Raw genomic sequence first — 16,070 nt, forward strand, 5'->3', positions numbered from 1 at the left:
AAAAAAAATTCTCCTTTTTTTAAAGGGAAAAAGCAATATCTCCTTCATCCTTTGTGATGTGTACCATTATATTTCTTTCAAAAAATGACTGCACAACAGAGGTATGCGGATGTCCAAAAGGATTATCTTTACTTGCGGAAATAAGTGCAGTGCTTGGAGAAACGGCATCGAGAAATTTTGGGATAGAAGAGGTTTGTGATCCATGATGCCCCACTTTTAATATAGAAGAAGAAAGCTTGTGTGAGCTCATTAAGAGATTTTTTTCTCCTGTTTTTTCTGTATCACCCATAAAAAGCACACTTTCTTTTGGAAACACTCCTCGAAACACAAGAGAGTTTTGGTTTTGATTTCCTATAGAAACACCAAGGAGTGTTGATGATGGAAAAAGAACATCAAACCAAATGTTTCCCATAGAAAAATCTCGTTGTTCGTGAAGAAAAAAAACAGGGATCTTTTTTTCTTGTATAAAATGGAGTAACGCTTTTTTTTGATCACTATCTTCACCAAATGCACCAGAAAGAAGAATACTTTTTACGGGAAAAGATGAGAGCACTAAAAAAAGACCAGAAATATGATCGAGGTCAGAATGGCTTATAATAACCGCATCAAGACTCCGGTTCCAAAATGGTGTGAGTGCAGAGAGTTTTTCTGCGGCAGTGTCGTCCATTCCGCCGTCAATAAGAATACGGTGTCCCGAGGAAAGGGAGAGAAAAAGAGATTCTCCAGGAATATGAAACATATAAAGCTTTGTGTGAAAAAACTCTGGAGAAAGAGAAAAAACACCACCAACCCCAAAGAGGGTGAAAAAGAAAAAGAGAAAGGAGAAGATTTTTGTATTTTTAAGGCAGATGCTGATGTCATAAAAAAGTGAATGCATCATAAAAACCAAAAAAAGAAGAGGACTTTTAAAAGAGATTTTTTTCCAACAAGAGAGGGGAAAATAAGAAGAAAGAACCTCCAAAAAGAAGTCCCGAAAACCATTGAATAAAAAAGATATTTTAAGTATAATATAAAGAAAAAAAAACAAAACCCTATTTCGAAACAATGGCACATCTTTGTAAGCTTCTTTTCTCTCTTTTTCTTTTCACTTTTCTCTCTTTTCCGCTTGCTTCTCGGGCAGATGGTGATCCTGTGTTTTCTTGTCCTGGAGAAGCCTGTGGAGCAGAGGGCGGACTAAAAGTGCTCCTCGGGTTTTTACCGGGAACAGGAATTATTGAGAGCGATAATCTTATTTTAGTAATTTTGGGGTGGGTGCGTTTTGGACTTGCGCTTCTGGGAACCATTGCTTTTGTTGCTCTTGTATGGGCGGGGTTTCTGTATGTCACCGCTTTTGCTGGAGGTGAAGAGAGTACTGAAACCGCCAAAAAAATTATTATATGGACAGCGATTGGTATTATTCTCATTCTTATTTCCTATGCGGTTGTTTCGGTGCTTATTACCGCTACAGCGTAGAAATATGCAAAAAATAAAAATCTTTTTTTGGCAGTCATTCGTTGTTTTTCTCGGAATATTTATATTTCTGGAAAAAACATATGCAAGAGGTATTCCTCAAGAAAACTGTCCTCCAGAAGGGTGTTTGGCACCACCGCCAAGTAATGGTCTTGTTGGTGAAATTTGTACAAAGGGGTTTCGGGAATGTGTCTTGGTAATCACCAACTACTTCCTCGGCTTTGTTGGACTCATTGCTGTTGTTGCTCTTGTTTTCTTTGGATTTCTTTGGATTACTGCTGGAGGGAATGATGATCAAATAGATCGAGGAAAAAAAGGAATTATCTGGGTTGCCCTAGGAATTATTCTTATTCTTCTGTCGTGGGCAATTGTGAGTTTTTTGGTGAAATGGGCACAATAAAATACCTTCTCTTTTTTGGCATTTTTTTCACCCTCCTCTTTGGGGCAATAATTTTGCCAGACACCACAGGGGCAGTTCCAAGTGGAAAACTTCCTGGAGAAAACAACACTTTTGCGCCTCCGAACCAAGAAGATGTGCCAGTCGAACTAAATAACAACGATTTTCGGGCGCAAGTACTCAAAATCACCAACTACTTCCTCGGCTTTGTTGGACTCATTGCTGTTGTTGCTCTTGTTTTCTTTGGATTTCTTTGGATTACTGCTGGAGGGAATGATGATCAAATAGATCGAGGAAAAAAAGGAATTATCTGGGTTGCCCTAGGAATTATTCTTATTCTTCTGTCGTGGGCAATTGTGAGTTTTTTGGTGGGCACCACAGCAAATGCCGCTGGTCAAAATATCCACGAAGACGAACAAGTGGTTCGTGATCGACTCGAAACACTCTCTGAATCAATGGACACAAAGCGTATCTCGCCTCTCCTTTCTGAAGAATGGAGCGCTTCTTATGGGGCAATTTTTTCTGATCTTTCAGAATCGGAAACCATTCGAATTCTTAAGGAAGGGTTTCACCAAGGAACAATGAAGAATGCTGACGAAGAAACTCAAGAAATGTTCAAAAAAATAATAAATATTACCAGGGAGTTCGAAAATCTCGATCTTGCCGCAGAGGATATTCAAGATCAACAACGAAAACTTCAGTCTCAGTTTGAGCAATTTCGATCTCAAATTCGAAATCGTCTTCAGGTTCTTCTTCGAGGAATTGAAGAAACCCCTCGGATGGATGCAAAAATAGAAACGACTCCTCGCGAAGGAAGCCTTCCTCTTGCTGTTCGTATAAGCGGACTTTCCTCAGAAGATCCTTCTCGTATCACAATTCCTTCTCAAAATTACCGATGGAGTTTTGTGGATAACAAAGGGGTAGAGCAGAATTTGGGAGATGGAGCAACAAAAGTGGTGGACTTTTCTGAACCAGGAAGTTACGTGATTCGTTTGGAGGTTTCAACTGCATCCGGAAAAAATATTTTACCAGGTGTAGCGACCGTCATTGTTCGAGTGTTTCCCGAAAAAACAACAGCACGATTCACTATTAATGGGCAAGACCCTACTAGTATTTTTAAAATATCTCTTCAAGATGCAAAATCAGGGATTATTTTTGATCCCAGCCCCTCCACCATTGCAGAAGGGGCTGTGGCGAGCGAATATCTCTGGAGCTTTGATGGCGAAAGGGAGGTTCAACACTTTTCTACTCCAGTAACTCACTTTTTTTCTGAAGTCGGGGAAAAGCGCGTTTCTCTGAAAATCTCTACAAATACCGAGGAGTCGGGAAAAGAAAAAGAAATTCGCTTACAAATACTTCCTTCTTTTGCCGCTATTGATGTTTCTCCTGAACACCCCGAGGCAGGGCAACCTGTGGAAATAAATGGTTCTCGTTCTTCGCTGGAAGAAGGGTTTACCCCCGAATATCGTTGGCGTATTTTGACGGATAGCGGAACACTTATTCATGAGGAATCTGGGAATCCACGAATTGCATACGTGTTTTCGAAAGAGGGGGAGTATTTTATAGAACTCCTTTTGGGGAATGGTGTTCAGGCGCAACAAAAAATTTCTATCTCCTCTTTATCTCCTACAGCATCCTTTGTGGGAGAACCGGTTTCTTTGGCAGATCCTGCACTTTTTCGTTTCGATGCTTCCGCAAGCTTTGATCCAAATAACCAGCCCCTATTGTATTATTGGGATTTCACGAATGATGGGAAGTTTGATATTCGAAGTAGTCAAGACACCAGTGCAACCTATCGGTTTTTGGAGAGCGGAACACACACGGTTCGTCTTGAGGTGGTGAGCTCAACAGGAAAAATAAGTTCAATAGAAAAATCTTTTGTGATCAAATCGGTATTAAGTGCCCATTTTTCTCCCTCTCAGTCCGTCGTTCTCCCTGGAGAAAAGATATTCTTTTCCGCAACAGAAAAAAAAGCATCATCATATTCTTGGAATTTTGGTGATGGTTCTTTTGAGGAAACGAGTGTTTCGAGTGTTTCCCATTCATACAATTCTCCTGGAATATATACTGCCTTACTAAAAGTGCAGGGTTTTGAAGGAGGCGAGAGTGTCTTTCAAGATACTGTTGTGGTGGGAGGTGATGATACCCCTGTAGTTGTAGCAAGGGCACAACGAGATGGATGGAATATTCCTCTTGAGGAGGGGGTCTGTAATGGAAAATCAGCATTTCGGGTGCGAAGAAAAGAGCGAATTACCCTTGTTGCATCAAGTACAATTTCTTCTGATGCGGGGTACACATGGAGTTTTTCTGACAACGAGAGTGCGAGTGGAGCAGGGGTTGTGAAGATGTTTTTGGCAACAAGTTCGGATGGAGTATGTGAGCAGGCCACTGTTTCTGTTCGTGATACTCAAACCGGTATTACGGCAACATCACCACCTCTTTTCTTTTTTGTGGAGAATATTCTTCCGCATGCTTCTCGTTTAGAGGTGTCTACTACAGGAAGCCAGTGCACAACCCCTTGCCTTATTTCTCTTTCGGTGCAAGGGGCAACTGATCCCGATGGATCGATTGTGGAATATCAGTGGTGGGCAACTCGAGAGGGGAGCACAGAAAGGATTGGGGCGCAGACAACAAAGGTTCCAAATACACAAATCCTTCTTCCAACTGTTGGCATCGAAAATCAGGAAAACACCTTTTTTCTTTTTGCGGAAATCAAGGATAATGACGGGGGGGTCACCCAACTTGAAAGGGAATCTGTTCGAGTTAAAAACGGAGAAAGCTCGGATTTTTCGATAAATTTCTTCCCCGATAAGACGGCTGTGTTATCGGGACAGCCCATCCGCTTTACCGCAGAAGTGAATGATAATTCTGGAAACAATGATCACCGATTTTTTTGGGATTTTAATGGAGATGGATTAGACGACGATATTACCTCTGGATCGGAGACCGTGTCATCATTTTCTAAGAGCGGAACATACACCGTTCGATTGCGTGTAGAGTCAAAAGGAGTTGTTCGCTCAGCTGAGCGAACAATCTTTGTAGAAGACGAGAGTGTTTTTCGTCCAGAATACCATTCTGCTGAGCGAATTATAGAGAAGACTCCTGCTCTCTCGGTAAATGCTCCTTATGCCTTACTCACGCTTTCTGCCGTGTCTGATCCAGAAGAAGAAAATGTTTTTACCATATATGCTTTTGGCAGAAATATAGACGGAACCCTTGCAGAGGGGGATATTGCTTTTGAGTCAGAGGGCGCAGAGATTCTTTCTCCTGTGACACAAATGCAACGGGGGGTCGCTACCATCCGTCTTCAAGTAACGGGTAACGAAGCTGTCCTTCGCGCGCGCCTTCCACTCTCAATAGGAATTCTTTCAGAAACGCTTTCTCTCCCTATTTCTTCCTCATGAAAACAACACTCTTCTTTCGGGCCCCCATGTTCCTTTTCCTCCTGTTTTCGGGGTTGTTCTCTGCCGTTGCCGCTGGAATAACAACTGTTTCTCCTGGAGAAGAGGTGGTGATTCGACCCGATTTTACAATGGAGAATCCGGTATCATTTGAATGGGCTATTTTTCAGGATGGATCACAAAAAGAGGTTCTTTCGGAAGAAGTGTTTTTACACCGTTTTTTGGAGGAGGGAGAATATGATGTTGTGTTTTCTGTGCGGAACGAAGAGGGGAAAACCGAAAGCTCGACCATGCGCGTTATTGTTCGATCTAATCCGAACGAACTTCTCCCGTTTGATGCGGCACTCCGAACGCTTCCTCCGACAGATGAAGAAGGGATTATTCATGTTTCAAAGGATAATCCTTCCTTTTGGATGATTGCCAAAGAAAGCTCAGGAGAGATTGCGGAGTATCGATTTGATAAAAATCTTGTTGTTGATTCAGATGGTGATGGGACCCCATCAAATGATCAAGATAATCCAGATCCGTCAAAATCAACATGGGTTGTGGCATATCAGCAGGGGGTTTTGGGGGATATTCCTGTTCGTTTTTCTGCAGTGAATGCCACAGGAGAGGTTTCAACCCAAACGCGAACGGTTCGAGTGGAAGATCTTTCTCTTCTGGAGCAACCAATAGAGGCGGTGATGTTTTCGTATCCACCAGCAGATAAGAGCGGCGTGATACATCTCTCTGGTGATTCGTCCGAAGTGTATTTTCTCCCCTCACTGAGCAAGGGAAACATTGTTCAGTATCGGATAGACGAAAACACGGCAATTGATTCTGATGGAAACGGGAATCCTGCTGATGATATTGATAATCGTCGTGATACCAGTTTTTATCGGGGAACTCCTTTTTCACTCATTTTTCAAAAGAGCGATGCCGAGGAGCGCATCCTCCAGTTCGTGGTTGTTTCTGAGGAAGGAAAGGGAAGTTTGTTGCGCAGAAAAATAGTGTTTGATGGTGCTTTTCATAAAGAGGAGACTATCTCAGAAATGAATCCGAAACTTATTCTCGATCATCCCAGCCCATTTGTTGGAGAAGAGGTGACCTTTACAGTTCTCGGTACTTCGCCCGGTGTTATTTTTTCTTGGGATTTTAACGGAGATGGAGCTTCAGATAAAAGTGGTGAGAGCTCCTCCGAGAAACACATATTCTCCACAGAAGGTGAGTTTACAGTAGGAGTTACTGTTTCTTCTGGAGACACATCAATCTTACTTCATGAATCACTGACAGTTCTGCCGATTCCAAAGGAGGATGCAATGCAGACTACCGCACCTCCTATTGCCAATTTTTCTTTTGAGAATGTAGAAAATGGCACCTCTTTTACCAATCTTTCACGCGCCGACACTCGTTTAGAAGACCCTTCTCTTGCATTCCTTTGGGATTTTGGAGATGAACAAACAAGTACAGACCCCTCCCCCTTGCATCAATATGCCAAAACAGGAACATTTTCTGTTTCGCTTACTGTTACCGATACGACGAAACAATCCTCTCAAAAAACCGCTTCCGTCGTTGTTGATACAGCGACAGAGCAGGCACCTACGCCAACAGTTGGGATTCTCACAATCACAAAAGGACAGGGATTTGAGGGGGAAGTTGCAAGTGTCCCCAGTGGAATTTCTTGTGGAGAGACATGTTCGGCACCATTTCCCCTTGGAACAGCGGTTTCGCTTTCTTCAGATAGAGAAGACATTGCATGGTCGGAGGGGTGTAAGGGTGGAAGCATTGCCATTGCTGAAGATACTGTGTGTACCATTGACATTTCCCAAAAGGCACTCTCGTCAAACACACCCTCTGATGAAAAAAAATCGAGTTTTCTTCTTCCTTTTTTCATTCTCTTGGGAACATTCCTTCTTTTACTTCCAGGAATTCTTCTTGTGATTCGCAAAATACAATCACCAGACGAGTCGTTTGGAGAAATTTTGGAAGAAATGCTTCCAGGGCGAAAAAGGCCAGGCATTGCCCCTTTTCAAAAACAAAATCCCGAAACGGTTCCCATAGCGAATGCGCCATCTATTTTTCAGGCAGTTGCCGTCCCTCCACCTTCTGATGTTGCACCAGCGGTGTCGACACCGGCAGAATTTCCCGAGGAGACGGATTCTTCTGACTATTCTGAAGAAGTATCAGACGCAAGAGGGGTGATCAGCGAAACACCTGTATGGATTTCACCAACGTCGCCTGTCATCCCCGATGATGTTGATGGTCAAGAAGAGGCTCTTTCTCCAGAAATACTCGTATCAACACCAGAAGAGAAAAACGAACAACCGGAGACAGAGGTTTCTACGACACCGACATCGCTTCCCGAATGGCTCCACAATAAAGAAAAAGAGGTGGGAGAAGAGAATCTCATCGGTGAATCAGGAGATATTCCATCAGAAAATTCACAAGAACAAGAGGAGGAGAATGCACCTCAATCACCACTAGGGTGGCTTCAGGCAGTGAGTGAACCAGAAGAGCATCAAGACCCCCTTCTTCAGAAGAAACTAGGGGAGACTTCCTTTACTTCAGAATGGACTGATGAAGACACCCCTTCTTCGCCCTTAGGTTCGCAACAAGAACCAGTTGGTACTCTAGGCGAACCCCCTCTTGAATCTGTGGTGGATCGTCAAGAATCAAAACAAAAATCAGACACTACTGTTCCAGAGTGGCTCAAAGATGACTATTTGGATTCTCCTACGTCGCCTCTCCCCATGGAGTCTTCTGAGAAAAAGATGCCAGCCATTCCGACGGTCCCTCCCTTTGTTCCTCCTTCGGATGTTTCAGCGCCAAGCAACACTTCGTCTTCTTTTGATTCTCTCGAGCATTCCAAAGAAGTGTCATCTGCTGAAGAAAAAACTGTTTCTGAAAAAGAACTTCCACCACCTCATCTTCCGCCCTCGATCCCAGAAACTTCTTTTTCACAAAAGACTTCTGCACCAACGCAAGCCTCTCCTCTTCCCGAAAATCGTATAGGAACATCAGAAGATCTCTTGTTTGGTGAGGCGAATCTTCCGCCCATGCCGTCCCAAGAAAATAAGGGCAAATAAATGGCTTTGGAATGACCCTCTGACGAAATCAAGCGGTTTTTCGGAAGAATCGCTTGATTTCCGGTTTCTTCTACGGCAAGGTGAAGGGCAGTTTTTCTTTTTTTTTCTTCCCATGACCAAAGCTGACATGGTCAATGCGATTGCCGCTGCCGCTGGTATTACCAAAAAAGCGGCATCTTCCGCTCTTGAGGCCGTTGTTGATATCGTCACCGGAGAGCTCAAAAAGGGCGAAAATGTTACCATTACTGGTTTTGGAACATTCCGCGTGAGCAAGCGTGCCGCTCGAACGGGTGTCAATCCCCGAAACCCTTCCGAAAAAATCAAAATCCCTGCAATGAAGATTCCCGTCTTCAAGGCAGGAAAGGCACTTAAGGATGCTGTTCGTTAATTGGTTTTTTGTTCATGGGAATAGGTCATAACCTATTCCCATGGGTAGTTGGATATACTTTAAAACAAAAATACAGAGAATCAATTTTTTTTCCTTCTCTTTTTTGGTGCCATTATCAATAATGGTTCTGACTTTTTTTTCTCTCATGGAACCCTTCTTCCTTCTTTTTGTTTTTGTTGTTGGTTTTTTTGTCGTGACTATTCGACAGGTCAATCAATACGAACGAGGAGTTATGCTGACGTTCGGAAAATTCTCCGGAATTAAAGAACCAGGGTGGCGCATTGTTGTTCCGGTTTTTCAACAGATGCGAAAAATTGATATTCGCACGAAGGCCGTGGATGTTCCTGATCAAGAGGCGATCACAAAAGACAATGTCTCCGCGCAGATTAATGTTGTGGTGTATTATCGCGTAAAAGATGCCGGAAGGGCATTTTTGGAAGTGGAAAACTTTTGGGTTGCCATTGCACAGCTGGCGCAAACAACCATGCGAAATGTTGTAGGAAAAACAGATCTCGATGATCTTCTCTCAAACCGAGAATCAGTTTCGGTAGAAATAAAAGAGGAGATTGATGCCGCAACTGATCCATGGGGAATCGATGTGAGTTCTGTAGCGCTAAAAGATATTTCACTGAATGACGAAATGAAGCGGGTGATGGCAAAACAAGCGGAGGCGGAGCGTGAAAAGAGGGCTGTTATTATTAAGGCAGAGGGGGAGCTTGCCGCCGCAGAAAATATGGCTGCCGCTGCAAAGCTTCTCGAGAGTGCTCCGGGCGCACTTCACCTTCGAACATTGCAGTCTGTGAATGACCTTTCAAGTGATCAGAGCAACACCACTATTTGGATGCTTCCAGTAGAAGCGCTCAGAGCGTTGGAGGGGGTGGGGAAATATTTTGAAAAGAAGTGATTTCTAGAATTTATGTAAAAGATTTGCCGAGCACACCTTTGAACTGTTCGTAACTTCCGATCTTAGCAAAGTTTATTTCAAATTCAGAATTACTGATTTTATCAATTCTGACTGAGTCTCTTCCTAAAATTTGCAATTTTTCATAGGTCAAAAGTTCTCCTTCTTTTGTATTCATGCTATGCAAAGGAAATATAATCATCTACAATATCTTCTAAAGGAGTTTCATCTTCTTTCATTACAATTCTATTTTTCAGCTTATCAATCCAATATTGAATTTTTTTTAGAAGATAGTTTTTCTAAAAATTTAAAATCGTAATTTTGGGCAAAAATAAAAATTTCTGCATTAAAACTATCGGCACAAGAAAGTTCATCTTGAGAAAGAATCTCTGTAAAAAGCTCAATTTTATTTTCTCTTACATATTTTCTTCTCCTCTGTCACCCTAATAATATAACGACAAACTGTGTATTTTTACAATTTCAAAAAATAAATAGCCCTTCGCCTAAATGATCCTGTGGGCTACTTGAAGGGGCTTGGATCAGCCTATCAAATGAAAACGATTTGCTCTCCCTCTTCTTTTTCTGCCACAATACGCGCGAAATGAAAAAGAATCTTTCTTACATTGCCGCGCAAGTTCGTATTGATGCCCTTCGCATGATTTATGCGGCACAATCTGGTCATCCGGGGAGTAGTTTTTCATGCGTGGATATTTTGGTCACCCTTTTTTTTGGTGGGTTCATCAAATTTGATGCGCAAAATCCCCATTGGGCAGAACGAGATTATTTTATTATGAGTAAAGGACATGGTTGTCCAGCGCTCTATGCTATTTTGGGTGAGTTGGGGTATTTTTCCAAAGATGAGTTTTATCGCTTGCGACAAGTTGATTCACTTCTTCAAGGACATCCAGAGGTCTTTATCCCAGGAATTGAGGTGGCAAGCGGACCATTGGGACAGGGGATGAGCGTAGCAAACGGTATTGCTCTTGGTCTTCGCATGGACGGAAAGCAAAACACTGTCTTTTCGCTTCATGGAGACGGTGAGCTTCAGGAGGGGAATATTTGGGAGGCGACAATGACCTCTGCAAAATATGGCATCGATCATCTCATTTCTATTGTTGATCGAAACCACTTGCAAATTGATGGTTCTACCGAAGAGGTAAAATCAGTAGGAGACGTGGCAGAGAAGTTTCGCGCATTTGGATGGGAGGTATTCGAAACAGACGGGCACAATTTTGTTGCACTTTCCGAAACGATTACGAAGGCAAAAGAGGTTACGGGAAAGCCCACATGCATTGTGGCAAATACCATCAAAGGAAAGGGGGTGAGTTTTATGGAGAATCAAGTGGGATGGCACGGAAAAGCGCCGAATGATGAGGAGTTTCAAAAAGCACTGACAGAACTTGAACACACTCTTTTTGAAGCGCAATGAGCATTGCTACTCGAGTTGCCTTTGGCGAAACCCTTCTTGAACTTGGTTATGAGAGAGATGATATTGTGGTGATTGATGCCGATCTCCGAGAATCAACAAAAACCGGAAAATTTGAAAAGGTATTTCCCAATCGTGCTTTTAATATTGGTATTTCAGAACAGGATCTTGTTGCGACTGCAGCAGGCTTTGCCATTGCAGGGAAAAAGCCTTTTGCGTGCTCATTCGCCACTTTTCTTACAGGGCGAGCATACGATCAGATTCGCACCGCTGTTGCTATCTCAGAGAAACCAGTGGTACTCGTTGGATCGCATGCCGGTATTCTTACAGGAGAAGATGGGGCAACACATCAATCTCTTGAAGATATTGGGCTTATGCGTGCGCTTCCGGGGGTAATAGTGCTTCATCCGGCAGATGCAGAAGAAACAAAAGCAATGGTTCGTTTTGCGGCAGAATCTTCTCATCCTGTTTACCTCCGATTGGGGCGCATAGGAGTTCCAACAGTATTTGAGAGTGGAACAAAATTTGAGATTGGAAACGTTCAAACACTCACAGAGGGGAGGGATATTACGCTGTTTGCCACCGGTCCACTCGTGGCAAGTGCTCTTATCGCCACAAAAATATTAGAAGATGAAATTTCTGTTCGAGTAGTAAATGTATCTTGTCTTTCTCCGCTTGATATAAAAGGAGTACTTCAGGCGCTGGGCAAAGTTTCAAAAGTGATGACAGCAGAAGATCACTCTATTTATAATGGGCTCGGAAGTGCTATAGCAGAGGTGATGGCAGAAAATGCAATCGGAATGCCACTTTTTCGTCATGGTATGCGACGATTTGGAGAATCAGGAACTTCTCTCGATCTCTACGAAAAGTACAAATTTGATGGTGAAGGGGTAGCGGAAGTAATCCGAGAATTTTGGAAAAAATAGTATTTTCGCGATGTTAGTGAATGTATTTTTATCGACTTACAAGTCCGCGTGCAAATTCTGCGCCGGTCATTTCTCGTTTTCCTTCGGGGCGAACTTGTAGCATATTGAGTGATCCAATGCGGAATCCCACAAGGCATCCATCCTGAAATCCCCGAAGCGTTCCAGGGGGTGTTGATTCGGGGACGTGTTCTGCGCGCAACACCTTTATTCGCTTTCCATTCAGCGAAAACCACGCTGTTGGCCAGACGGAAAAGGCACGAATTTTTTGAAGAGCCTCTTCTGCTGTTTCTTTTTTTGGAAAGAGTTCTGCATCGTTTTTCTGTATTTTTCCACAATAGGAAGCATTTTGATGATTTTGTATTTTTTCGGAAATTATTTCTCCACGGGCAATATGCTGAAGAAGGGTTTCCAAAAGATTGCCTCCTGCCTCTTCCATGAGCGCAAAAACTTCATTCGCATATTTTTCGGAAATATATACCACTGCTTCTCCTAATATCGGACCATCATCAAGTCCTGGGGTAATACGAAAAACGGTGATACCACTCTCTTTTTCTCCTGAAAGGATGGCAAATTGCACGGGTGAGGCACCGCGAAATTTAGGAAGAAGAGAGAAGTGGAGATTCCAGAGCGGTGGTGAATTTTCGAGAAAATCTGTTGAAAAAAGAAATCCATACGAAATGATCAAAAAAAGTTCTGCACCATGCTCCTGAAGTTTGTGAGAAGTAGCAACATCTGGTTTGTTGGGTTGAAATACAGGGATGGAATGTGTTTCTGCCCAAGTTTTTACTGCCGGAGGAGTGAGTTTTTTGCCACGTCCCGCAGGAGCATCTGGCGCTGTGACAACCGAAACTATTTCAATATCTTTACATGTTCTGAGGTGTTCAAAAATATTTGCGGCAAGTTGTGGGGTTCCAAAAACGGCAATTTTCACAAAAAAAAACAGAGAAATAGTTGCGTTACCGAAAAAACTCCGGCAGAAGTATTCTTGTCTTTTTTTTCTTCTATGACCACCCGAACTGAGCAGATTGCGAGCGTTATTCAGCGAGGGCTTGCTCGACACTTGCTTCCATACGAACAAGAATATGGAATTGTGACTATTATGCGCGTTGTGGTGATGGAAGATCTTTCGGAAGCACGAATTTTTGTTGATGCTACGCGAAGCGGAAGACGATTAGTAGAAACCTTGAATCGGAGAGTTGGTGTTTTTGCACGAGAGCTCCGCGGGATAATGACCCAAAAACGGACGCCAAAACTTATCTTTCGTTTGGATGAAGGAACTGTCGCTTCTCGACGCATTGACGAACTCTTGGAAGAATAATACATTTTCCTCAACATGTTTCTTATTACCAAAATATTTTCTTTTGCGGCGGCGCATCATCTTATTCGTTATCACGGAAAGTGTGAGCGTCCTCATGGGCATAATTATCGCCTAGAAATCTCTGTGTTAGGGGAAAAAGGGGAAAATGATCTCGTGCTCGATTTTGTTCTCCTGAAGAAACTCGTAAAAGACACTGTTCTTTCTCGACTCGATCATCACAATCTCAATGATTTTTTCGACAATCCTACTGCAGAAGTTATTGCCGAATGGATTTGGCATCAGCTTTTTCCACTCTCCGAAAAACTTCTTCCGTATCGGAATGAGGCAAATTTTCCAGAAGAAATTATCAATCTCCTAAAAGATCCTTCTGGGGCAAAAATTGATGATGGGTCGGAGAACATTGTTCTTTTTGAGGTAAAACTTTGGGAAACAGACACCAGCATTGTTCTTTATCGTGGACCACATGGAAACTTCTAAAAAAACATCGACATACTTACTCACTCCTGTAGAGGAGGCAATTGCCGCTATTCGCGCAGGGGAAATAATAGTGGTTGTTGATGATGAAGATCGTGAAAATGAGGGAGATCTCATTGTTGCGGCGGAAAAAATTACACCAGAAATTGTAAATTTTTTTGCCTCCGAGGCACGCGGACTTATCTGCACACCAGTAGGTCCTGAAATTTCGAGTCGACTTCAGTTTCGTCCTATGGTACGGAGAAATGAGGAGAGTACGGGGTGTAATTTTGCCGTTTCGGTTGATCTTCGAAGAGGAATCGCCTCTGGTATTTCGGCATTCGATCGCGCGGCGACCATCCGCCATATTGCAAACACTTCGTCGGTTCCAAGCGATTTTGTAAGTCCAGGACATGTTTTTCCGCTCAATGCAAAAGAAGGTGGAGTACTTGTTCGTGCAGGACATACTGAGGCAACGGTCGACCTAGCACAACTTGCGGGGCTCGCACCAGCAGGAGCACTCTGCGAAATTATGAATCCCGATGGTACTATGGCACGACTCCCCGAGCTTATTGCATTTGCTAAGAAGCACAAACTCAAGATTATTTCTATTGAAGACCTCATTCGGTATCGTCGGGAATGCGAAACACTAGTGGAAGAAGTGGCCTCTGCTACTATTCCCACAGTATTTGGTATTTTCACAGTGCGTGTTTTTCGAGAAAAGCTTACGGGAGCAGAACATGTTGCCATGATTCGTGGAAATCCTGCTGATTCTCCTTCTCCTATTGTTCGAGTTCATTCCGAGTGTCTTACAGGCGACGTTTTCCGTTCTCTTCGATGTGATTGTCGGAGTCAGCTTGATGCCGCACTCGATCGCATTGCCGAAGAAGAGGTAGGGGTACTTCTCCGTATGTCCCAAGAAGGACGAGGAATTGGGCTTTCTGCGAAAATTCAGGCGTACGCTCTTCAGGACGAACACGGCATTGATACGGTGGAAGCAAATCATCGTCTTGGGTTTCGTGATGATCTTCGCGATTACGGTATTGGGGCACAAATTTTGAAACAACTTGGTGTGAAAAATATGCGCCTTCTTACCAATAATCCTCGAAAAATTGTGGGACTCTCTGGCTATGGTATTTCTATTGATGAACGGATCCCGCTTCTCGTGGGGGAATCGGAACAGAATCACGCATATCTTCAGACGAAAAAGGAAAAGATGGGACACCTTTTGTAATTCCATTTTTTGTCCAAAAGAAAAAGGTGATACGCTTGCACTACATTTTTTAAGCTCATGTCGCAAAGTTACAAAGATGCAGGAGTCGATATTGTTGCAGGGGATTCCGCGAGTCGTCTCGCCGCCACCGCCGCAAAAACAACATTTTCTGGAAGAGTTGGAAAAATTGGTGCTCCAGTTGATTTGCCAGGTGGATTTGCCGGCATGCTCGATTTTGGCGATTTCTATCTCGTGCAGTGTTGTGACACAGTGGGAACAAAAATTGATCTTGCTGAACAAGTCGGAGATTTTTCCGGCTTAGGGTTCGATCTTCTTGCTATGGTGGCAGATGATGCCGTGTGCCTTGGGGCGGAAGTTGTTTCGCTCACCAATACATTTGAAACAGGAGCCATAAATTCCGAGGAAATTGGAGCGATGATGAATTCTCTTGCTGTCGCATGTAGAGATCAGAATATTGTTATTGCTGGTGGAGAAATTGCAGAAGTGGGAAAAAAAGTAAACGGAACGAGTTGGGGGGCAGATGCTGTTGGTATCGTTGAAAAAAATAAGGTAATCACCGGAGAAAAAGTTCGGGCAGGGGATGCAATTATTGCGCTAAAAGAAACGGGATTTCGATGTAACGGCTATTCACTGGTGCGGAAAATTCTCAAAGAAATTTCTGCAGATTCCTCGCTTCTCCAAAAGTGTGTTCGCCCATCAACGGTGTATCATTCGGCAGTTCTTTCGCTGTGCGGAAGGTATAGAGAGCCAGCAAAGATCTCTGTTTCGGGCATTGCACACATAACGGGTGGTGGAATCTCGGGGAATCTCTTTCGTATTCTTAAAAACGGATGTGGAGCAAAGCTCAACAGCCTCTTTTTTCCACCAGAAGAAATGATTTTTTTGGCGGAAAAAGGTGGGGTAAATACTCGAGAATTCTACCAAGTGTGGAATGGCGGAAATGGAATGCTCCTCGTGATTCCGCAAGAAGAGGCAAAGTACGCGGTTACTTTACTCGGCGAAAACGGCGTTTCCGCACAAATATGCGGAGAAATAACAGATTCCGGAAAAATAGAGCTTTTGGCGTGGAATGAGGAACAAATAATCTACGAGAAATAGTCTTCGTATTGGAT

Annotated in this window: 15 protein-coding genes; 12 read left to right on the forward strand and 3 right to left on the reverse strand. The window is 43.2% G+C overall.

What is annotated here, in order from left to right:
• Positions 1-19: 19 nt before the first annotated feature.
• On the reverse strand, positions 20-880 hold the full coding sequence (locus tag IPN35_05460) for an MBL fold metallo-hydrolase (protein ID QQS59002.1): 861 nt from the start codon (positions 878-880) through the stop codon (positions 20-22).
• Positions 881-1,044: 164 nt separating this feature from the next.
• On the opposite strand from IPN35_05460, the gene IPN35_05465 reads away from it, so the two are divergent.
• From IPN35_05465 to IPN35_05490, 6 genes are all read left to right on the forward strand, one after another.
• A complete protein-coding gene (locus IPN35_05465) occupies positions 1,045-1,452 on the forward strand; it encodes a hypothetical protein (protein ID QQS59003.1) in 408 nt (135 codons plus the stop codon).
• 4 nt (positions 1,453-1,456) lie between these two features.
• Complete coding sequence (locus tag IPN35_05470) at positions 1,457-1,849, forward strand: hypothetical protein (GenBank protein ID QQS59004.1); 393 nt, start codon at positions 1,457-1,459, stop codon at positions 1,847-1,849.
• On the forward strand, positions 1,837-5,250 hold the full coding sequence (locus tag IPN35_05475) for a PKD domain-containing protein (GenBank protein ID QQS59005.1): 3,414 nt from the start codon (positions 1,837-1,839) through the stop codon (positions 5,248-5,250). The genes IPN35_05470 and IPN35_05475 overlap by 13 nt, the downstream gene beginning before the upstream one ends.
• A 26-nt stretch (positions 5,251-5,276) precedes the next feature.
• Positions 5,277-8,312: a PKD domain-containing protein gene (locus IPN35_05480; protein ID QQS59006.1), complete on the forward strand. Its 3,036-nt coding sequence runs from the start codon at positions 5,277-5,279 to the stop codon at positions 8,310-8,312.
• Positions 8,313-8,424: 112 nt separating this feature from the next.
• Positions 8,425-8,700 (forward strand): HU family DNA-binding protein, encoded by a 276-nt coding sequence (locus IPN35_05485; GenBank protein QQS59007.1) that lies wholly within the window; start codon positions 8,425-8,427, stop codon positions 8,698-8,700.
• A 145-nt stretch (positions 8,701-8,845) separates the two neighbouring features.
• Positions 8,846-9,604 carry a slipin family protein gene (locus tag IPN35_05490; GenBank protein QQS59008.1) on the forward strand — a complete coding sequence of 253 codons (759 nt, stop codon included), beginning with the start codon at positions 8,846-8,848 and terminating at the stop codon, positions 9,602-9,604.
• Positions 9,605-9,614: 10 nt separating this feature from the next.
• Here the strand turns inward: IPN35_05490 and IPN35_05495 are convergent, their stop codons facing one another.
• Positions 9,615-9,779, reverse strand: a complete 165-nt coding sequence (locus IPN35_05495; protein QQS59009.1) for a hypothetical protein — start codon at positions 9,777-9,779, stop codon at positions 9,615-9,617.
• Between the two features lie 423 nt (positions 9,780-10,202).
• On the opposite strand from IPN35_05495, the gene IPN35_05500 reads away from it, so the two are divergent.
• Complete coding sequence (locus IPN35_05500) at positions 10,203-11,030, forward strand: transketolase (protein ID QQS59010.1); 828 nt, start codon at positions 10,203-10,205, stop codon at positions 11,028-11,030.
• The gene (locus IPN35_05505) at positions 11,027-11,953 is read left to right on the forward strand and encodes a transketolase family protein (protein QQS59011.1); all 927 of its coding nucleotides are present in this window, start codon (positions 11,027-11,029) and stop codon (positions 11,951-11,953) included. Before IPN35_05500 ends, IPN35_05505 begins: the two co-directional genes overlap by 4 nt.
• A gap of 28 nt (positions 11,954-11,981) precedes the next feature.
• Here the strand turns inward: IPN35_05505 and fmt are convergent, their stop codons facing one another.
• Positions 11,982-12,884: a methionyl-tRNA formyltransferase gene (gene fmt / locus IPN35_05510; protein QQS59012.1), complete on the reverse strand. Its 903-nt coding sequence runs from the start codon at positions 12,882-12,884 to the stop codon at positions 11,982-11,984.
• Positions 12,885-12,956: 72 nt separating this feature from the next.
• Here fmt and IPN35_05515 point away from each other — a divergent pair, with 72 nt between their 5' ends.
• The 4 genes from IPN35_05515 to IPN35_05530 are packed head-to-tail and all read left to right on the forward strand — an operon-like array spanning position 12,957 to position 16,056.
• Positions 12,957-13,271: a ribosome-binding factor A gene (locus IPN35_05515; GenBank protein QQS59013.1), complete on the forward strand. Its 315-nt coding sequence runs from the start codon at positions 12,957-12,959 to the stop codon at positions 13,269-13,271.
• 15 nt (positions 13,272-13,286) lie between these two features.
• On the forward strand, positions 13,287-13,748 hold the full coding sequence (gene queD, locus IPN35_05520; GenBank protein QQS59014.1) for a 6-carboxytetrahydropterin synthase QueD: 462 nt from the start codon (positions 13,287-13,289) through the stop codon (positions 13,746-13,748).
• Positions 13,735-14,958, forward strand: a complete 1,224-nt coding sequence (locus IPN35_05525) for a bifunctional 3,4-dihydroxy-2-butanone-4-phosphate synthase/GTP cyclohydrolase II (protein QQS59015.1) — start codon at positions 13,735-13,737, stop codon at positions 14,956-14,958. The genes queD and IPN35_05525 overlap by 14 nt, the downstream gene beginning before the upstream one ends.
• A 57-nt stretch (positions 14,959-15,015) precedes the next feature.
• Positions 15,016-16,056 carry a hypothetical protein gene (locus tag IPN35_05530; GenBank protein ID QQS59016.1) on the forward strand — a complete coding sequence of 347 codons (1,041 nt, stop codon included), beginning with the start codon at positions 15,016-15,018 and terminating at the stop codon, positions 16,054-16,056.
• Positions 16,057-16,070: the final 14 nt, after the last annotated feature.

This window comes from Candidatus Peregrinibacteria bacterium, assembly GCA_016699755.1.
GTDB lineage: Bacteria > Patescibacteriota > Gracilibacteria > CAIRYL01.

Coding starts and splice junctions, on each gene's coding strand:
- IPN35_05460 (QQS59002.1), bottom strand. CDS start 880: ATGATGCATTCACTTTTTTATGACATCAGCATCTGCCTTAAAAATACA.
- IPN35_05465 (QQS59003.1), top strand. CDS start 1,045: ATGGCACATCTTTGTAAGCTTCTTTTCTCTCTTTTTCTTTTCACTTTT.
- IPN35_05470 (QQS59004.1), top strand. CDS start 1,457: ATGCAAAAAATAAAAATCTTTTTTTGGCAGTCATTCGTTGTTTTTCTC.
- IPN35_05475 (QQS59005.1), top strand. CDS start 1,837: ATGGGCACAATAAAATACCTTCTCTTTTTTGGCATTTTTTTCACCCTC.
- IPN35_05480 (QQS59006.1), top strand. CDS start 5,277: ATGTTCCTTTTCCTCCTGTTTTCGGGGTTGTTCTCTGCCGTTGCCGCT.
- IPN35_05485 (QQS59007.1), top strand. CDS start 8,425: ATGACCAAAGCTGACATGGTCAATGCGATTGCCGCTGCCGCTGGTATT.
- IPN35_05490 (QQS59008.1), top strand. CDS start 8,846: ATGGAACCCTTCTTCCTTCTTTTTGTTTTTGTTGTTGGTTTTTTTGTC.
- IPN35_05495 (QQS59009.1), bottom strand. CDS start 9,779: ATGAATACAAAAGAAGGAGAACTTTTGACCTATGAAAAATTGCAAATT.
- IPN35_05500 (QQS59010.1), top strand. CDS start 10,203: ATGAAAAAGAATCTTTCTTACATTGCCGCGCAAGTTCGTATTGATGCC.
- IPN35_05505 (QQS59011.1), top strand. CDS start 11,027: ATGAGCATTGCTACTCGAGTTGCCTTTGGCGAAACCCTTCTTGAACTT.
- IPN35_05515 (QQS59013.1), top strand. CDS start 12,957: ATGACCACCCGAACTGAGCAGATTGCGAGCGTTATTCAGCGAGGGCTT.
- queD (QQS59014.1), top strand. CDS start 13,287: ATGTTTCTTATTACCAAAATATTTTCTTTTGCGGCGGCGCATCATCTT.
- IPN35_05525 (QQS59015.1), top strand. CDS start 13,735: ATGGAAACTTCTAAAAAAACATCGACATACTTACTCACTCCTGTAGAG.
- IPN35_05530 (QQS59016.1), top strand. CDS start 15,016: ATGTCGCAAAGTTACAAAGATGCAGGAGTCGATATTGTTGCAGGGGAT.